Origin of the sequence: Pseudonocardia pini, from assembly GCF_013870575.1 — a bacterium.
GTDB classification, from domain to species: Bacteria; Actinomycetota; Actinomycetes; order Mycobacteriales; family Pseudonocardiaceae; genus Pseudonocardia; species Pseudonocardia pini.
The window spans coordinates 1-5,243 of record NZ_JACBXB010000373.1 but is presented as its reverse complement, the minus strand read 5'-3'; the positions used below and the strand labels follow the sequence as shown (position 1 = coordinate 5,243).

Below are 5,243 nucleotides of genomic sequence, written 5' to 3'. Positions count from 1 at the left end.
GCCGGCAGGGCGAGCAGCTTCTCCGCGGCCTCGACCAGGGTCGCCCCGCAGACATGCGCCGGAGGCATCGTCTGCGGCGCGCGGGCGCCGTCCCGCAGGGCCAGCGCACCCACCAGCCCGGCCTCCATCGCGCCGTGCACCAGGTACGGGTGCGCGGACACGAAGGCCGTCGTCGCGGGGTCGACGCGGGCGGCGGCGCAGGCCAGCAGGTAGGCGTCCCGGTGCGGGACGACGGTGCCGAGGTCGTCCGTGGCGACCGTGCCGCGCAGGAAGGAGCGGAGTCCCTCGGAGTCGAGGGCGCCCGAGATCCGCTCGCCGCTCCCCTGGCCCACCGCCCAGGCGGGGATGCGGGAGCGGGCGAACACCGTGAGGGCGGGCTCCGCGTCGGCGTGGGCGGGCAGCGCGCGGAGGCCGCACAGGACGTGGTCCACCGCCTCCGCGGTCAGCTTGTGCTGGGTCGCGGCGTGGACGGCGTCTCGCAGCACGCCCTCGAACTCCGCGGGCGTCCCGGTCAGCGCGAGGCCCATCGCGTCCCGCAGGGCCAGGGCGAGGAACAGGTCGTACTCGTGCTCCGGCCTGCCGACATCGGTGAACCGGCGGCGCAGCGGTGAGAGCCGGAGCATCGAGCCGTAGACGTCCACCAGCACCGCCCGGGGCCGACGCCCGGCGGACGGTACGGGGGACCCGGCGGGCGCCTCCACGGCATGCCTGCCGCCCGGCTGCACCCCGAGGGAGCGGCCGATCCCCCGGGTCTGCCACACACCCGCACCGCCGACCCCGAACGCCATGCACCCACCTCGCCACCGGGCGCCGTTGCCCAGCTCTCCGTGCGCGTCTGCTCACGCTGCGCGAAGAAGTGTGGAGGTGGTTCCGGCCGGAACCTCACCGTCGAGTCGGTTCCCGCGCCGAGCGGTCGCCGCCGCGCGCCGAAATGTCCGTGCGGTGTGCGAGGCCGTGTCTCTCACTCCGCCACCACCGCCCCCGTCGGCGTTGCCGGACCACCCGAGTACGCCCGATATGAGGGCCGCCCGGCTGCCTTGCCGGGAACGACGCGGCTCACCCGGCCCGGCGGCGCCGCGTGGAGGGACACGGCCTAGTAGCGGTTCTGCGCGGCGTCCCGCTCCAGCATCGCGTCGATCTCCGGGACGACCGAGGCGTCGAGATCCCGCATGGACCGGACCATCTCGCCCGGGCTGGGCACGGCCGCGCGGTCCGGCCAGCTCGCCGGATCCCAGAGCCCGGCCCGCAGGAAGGCCTTCGCACAGTGCAGGAAGAGCTCCTCCACACGGACGACCAGCGCGAGCACCGGCCGCGAGCCCTCCACCACGAGGCGGTCGAAGAACGGGGCCTCGCTCACCACCTGGGCGGTGCCGTTCACCCGCAGCGTGTCCGAGCGGCCCGGGACGACGAAGAGCAGGCCGACGTGCGGGTTGGCGAGGACGTTGCGCAGGCCGTCCAGCCTGCGGTTGCCCCGGCGGTCGGCGATCACGATGGTGTGCTCGTCGAGCACCAGGACGCTGCCCGCGGGATCGCCGCGCGGCGTGACGTCGCACGTGCCGTCCGGCGCCGAGGTGGCGAGCAGCAGGAAGGGCGAGGTCTCGATGAACGTGCGGGCGGTGGGGTCGATCCGCCCGATGTCCTTCTCCCACAGCGAGGGGTGCGGCTCGGGCACCACCTCGCGCAGCTCGTCGAGGGTGCTGATCACCCGCATGTCCTGCTGCGCCGTGGCCGCGTCCATGCCGACACGGTAACGGTCGGGACCGACGGTTCAGGCGCGGGCGGCGGCGTGCAGCGCCCGGATCCGCCGGATGCCGACGACGGCGTGCTGCCGGTCCACCGCCTGCAGCGCGAGCACCGGGAGGTACTCGTAGTCCGGCAGGTCGAGGCGGGCCCACGAGGCGCCGTCGGGGAAGGACACGGCCTCCACCGCGGACCAGGGCAGCGTCTTGGCGAGGGCCACGTTGCGGACCTCGATCCCCCGCTCGTCCGCCCGCACCCGCGGCCGCGCGAACAACGCCAGCCCGCCCGCGATGAACAGCCCCAGCAGCACCATCGCCACCTGGTCGGCGAACCGGAAGAACACCCCGGTCGCGGTGTTGCGGAGGATGACCGCGATCACCACGAAGACCACCACGGTGAGCGCCGCGGAGCCCCAGCCCAGCCAGAGGGCGAGCCGGGGGCGGATCGTCACCGCGCCGGGGCCGCGTCCGATCGGGGCCTCGACCGCGGTGTCCGCGCCTGCGGAGCCGACACCCTCGCTCATGCCAGCTCCCGCAGCTCGCCGAGCACGATGGCGGTGCGCAGGGCGGCCGCGGTGGCCTCGGCGCCCTTGTCCTCGCTGCTCCCGGGAGCGCCACTGCGGTCCACGGCCTGCTCGAGGGTGTTCGTGGTGAGGACGCCGTTGCCCACCGGCGTGCGCTCGTCGAGCGACACCCGGGTCAGCCCCGCGGTCACGGAGTCGCACACGTACTCGAAGTGCGGGGTGCCGCCGCGCACGACCACGCCGAGGGCGACGACGGCGTCGTGCGTGCGGGCCAGCTCCTGCGCCACGACCGGGAGCTCGATGGTCCCGGGGACCCGCACCACGGTGGGCACGGCACCCGCCTTCTCCGCGGTCTCCAGCGCGCTCGCCAGGAGCGCGTCCACCACCTCGGCGTGCCAGGTCGCCGCCACGACACCCACGCGCAGTCCCGCCGCGCCCGTCAGATCGCCCGCGTCCTCGGGCCGTCCCTCACCACTCACGGTGTCATTCTCCCAGGCGTGCCGGGGCTCAGCCGCCCAGGCCGTCCGTGAGGTTGCCCGGACCGCCCGTCTCGCCCAGGTCCGGCAGGTCGTGGCCCATCCGGTCCCGCTTGGTCCGCAGGTAGCGGAGGTTCTCGGGGTTCGGCCGGATCGGCATCGCGATCCGCTCGGTGATCCGCAGCCCGTAGCCCTCGAGCCCGGCGCGCTTCTCCGGGTTGTTGGTGAGCAGGCGCATCGACTTGACGCCGAGGTCGGACAGGATCTGCGCGCCGATGCCGTAGTCCCGGGCGTCGGCGGGCAGGCCCATCGCGAGGTTGGCGTCCACGGTGTCCGCGCCCGCCTCCTGCAGCTGGTAGGCCTGCAGCTTGTGCAGCAGGCCGATGCCCCGGCCCTCGTGCCCGCGCATGTACAGGACCACGCCGCGGCCCTCGTCCGCCACGGCCTGCAGGGCGGCGTCGAGCTGGGGGCCGCAGTCGCAGCGCAGCGAGCCCATGACGTCCCCGGTGAGGCACTCGGAGTGCACGCGGACCAGCACGTCCTCGCCGGAGCCGTCCGGCGTGCCGACGTCCCCCTTGACCATGGCGATGTGCTCGATGCCGTCGAGCAGCGAGTCGTACCCGAAGGCCACGAACTCGCCGTGGTCGGTGGGGATCCGGGCCTGCGCGACGCGCTGGATGTGCTTCTCGAAGCGCCGCCGGTAGCCGATCAGGTCGGCGATGGTGACCAGGGTGAGCTCGTGGTCGTCCGCGAAGACCTGCAGCTCGTCGCCGCGGGCCATCTCGCCGTCGTCCTTCTGGGAGACGATCTCGCAGAGCGCGCCCGCCGGCGAGAGACCGGCCATCCGCGTGAGGTCGACGGCGGCCTCGGTGTGTCCCGGGCGGCGCAGCACGCCGCCCTCGCGGGCGCGCAGCGGCAGCACGTGGCCGGGCCGCACGAGGTCGCTCGGCTGCGTGCCGGGGTTCGCCAGCAGCCGGATGGTGTGGGCGCGGTCCGCGGCCGAGATCCCCGTGCTGACGCCCTCCTTGGCGTCCACCGTCACGGTGAAGGCCGTGCGGTAGGCGTCGGCGTTGGTGTGGTGCATCGGCGGGAGGTCGAGGCGGTCGCACTCCGAGTCGGTCAGCGCCACGCACACGTACCCGGAGGTGTAGCGGACCACGAACGAGACCAGCTCGGGGGTGGCCTTCTCCGCCGCGAAGATGAGGTCGCCCTCGTTCTCGCGGTCCTCGTCGTCCACCACGACGACGGGCTTGCCCTCGGCGAGGTCCCGCAGCGCGCGCTCGATCTTCTCGAAGCCGCCCGCGAGGCCGGCGGCCGCCGCGGCCCCCTGGTGAGCGATCTCGGTCACTGCGCACCGTCCTTCCGGGTACCGCCCAGGTAGCCGGCGGTCAGCTTCTCCACGTACTTCGCGAGCACGTCCACCTCGAGGTTGACGGGGTCGCCGGGTCTGCGCAGGCCGAGTGTCGTGTCCGCCAGCGTGGTCGGGATGAGGGCCACGGTGAACGAGTCCCCGTCCGTCGCGGCGACGGTGAGCGACACGCCGTCCACGGTGATCGAGCCCTTCTCGACCACGTACCGGGCCAGGTCGGCGGGCAGGCCGAAGCGCACCTCGTCGCTCCGCTCGCCCGGGGTCCGCTCCAGCAGGGTGCCGACGCCGTCGACGTGGCCCTGCACGATGTGTCCGCCGAACCGGCCGCCCGCCTGCAGCGCCCGCTCCAGGTTGACCCGGCCGCCCGCGGCGGCGCCGCTGAGCGAGGTGCGCTTCAGGGTCTCGGGCACGAGCTCGAGGCGGAAGGTGTCACCCTGGACCGGGCCTGCGCCGTCCGGGTCCGCCACGGTGAGACAACAGCCGTTCACCGCGATCGAGTCGCCGTGCGCGGCGTCGCCGGACACGCGCGGGCCGCGCACGGTCAGCACCACCACCTCGCCGGACTGTCGGACGTCGACGATCTCGCCGACCTCCTCCACGATCCCCGTGAACATCCCTCGTCCTCTCCCTAGACCGGTCGAGCGTCGACCAGCACGTCCGCGCCCACGACGCGGACCGTGTCCACCTGCAACCGCCTGATGTCGGCGATCGTTCCCACCCCCGCCTCGCCCAGCGCGGCGGGTCCCGCACCGAGCAACGCGGGCGCGAGGTAGGCCAGCACCCGGTCCACCCGGCCGGCCTGGACGAAGGCCCCCGCCAGTCGCGGACCGCCCTCCAGGAGCACGTCGACCAGACCGCGGTCGGTGAGCGCCTTCAGCACGTCGTCGGGTGAGTGTGTGCGCAGGTGTAGCACGTCCGGAGCGTCGAGCCGGGAACCCGGGTGCAGGTCGCTGTGGCCGACGACGACCCGCAGCGGCTGGTGCTCGCGCTCGGTGCCGTCCGGGTACCGGGCGGTGAGGGCGGGATCGTCCGCCAGGGCCGTGCCGGTGCCGACCACGATCGCGTCCACGTGGGCGCGGAACTCGTGCACCTCCGCGCGGGCCTCGGGCCCGGTGATCCACCGGCTGGTGCCGTC

General features: G+C 74.2%; 7 protein-coding genes. All 7 read right to left on the bottom strand.

The genetic code is table 11. From position 1 onward, the window contains the following. Positions 1-788 (bottom strand): HAD family hydrolase (locus H5J29_RS19820; RefSeq protein ID WP_181782541.1); only part of this gene is annotated, 788 nt, incomplete at its 3' end. A gap of 305 nt (positions 789-1,093) precedes the next feature. Next, positions 1,094-1,738, bottom strand: a complete 645-nt coding sequence (locus H5J29_RS19815) for an MSMEG_1061 family FMN-dependent PPOX-type flavoprotein (protein ID WP_246394076.1) — start codon at positions 1,736-1,738, stop codon at positions 1,094-1,096. Between the two features lie 30 nt (positions 1,739-1,768). Next, positions 1,769-2,263: a PH domain-containing protein gene (locus tag H5J29_RS19810; RefSeq protein WP_181782540.1), complete on the bottom strand. Its 495-nt coding sequence runs from the start codon at positions 2,261-2,263 to the stop codon at positions 1,769-1,771. Then, complete coding sequence (gene ribH, locus H5J29_RS19805) at positions 2,260-2,742, bottom strand: 6,7-dimethyl-8-ribityllumazine synthase (protein WP_181782539.1); 483 nt, start codon at positions 2,740-2,742, stop codon at positions 2,260-2,262. The genes H5J29_RS19810 and ribH overlap by 4 nt, the downstream gene beginning before the upstream one ends. Before the next feature lie 28 nt (positions 2,743-2,770). After that, positions 2,771-4,078, bottom strand: coding sequence for a bifunctional 3,4-dihydroxy-2-butanone-4-phosphate synthase/GTP cyclohydrolase II (locus tag H5J29_RS19800; protein WP_181782542.1), 1,308 nt, complete (start codon positions 4,076-4,078; stop codon positions 2,771-2,773). Positions 4,079-4,083: 5 nt separating this feature from the next. Next, complete coding sequence (locus H5J29_RS19795; RefSeq protein WP_181782538.1) at positions 4,084-4,722, bottom strand: riboflavin synthase; 639 nt, start codon at positions 4,720-4,722, stop codon at positions 4,084-4,086. Between the two features lie 14 nt (positions 4,723-4,736). Then, the coding region (locus tag H5J29_RS19790) for a RibD family protein (RefSeq protein ID WP_181782537.1) at positions 4,737-5,243 on the bottom strand (507 nt) is incomplete at its 5' end.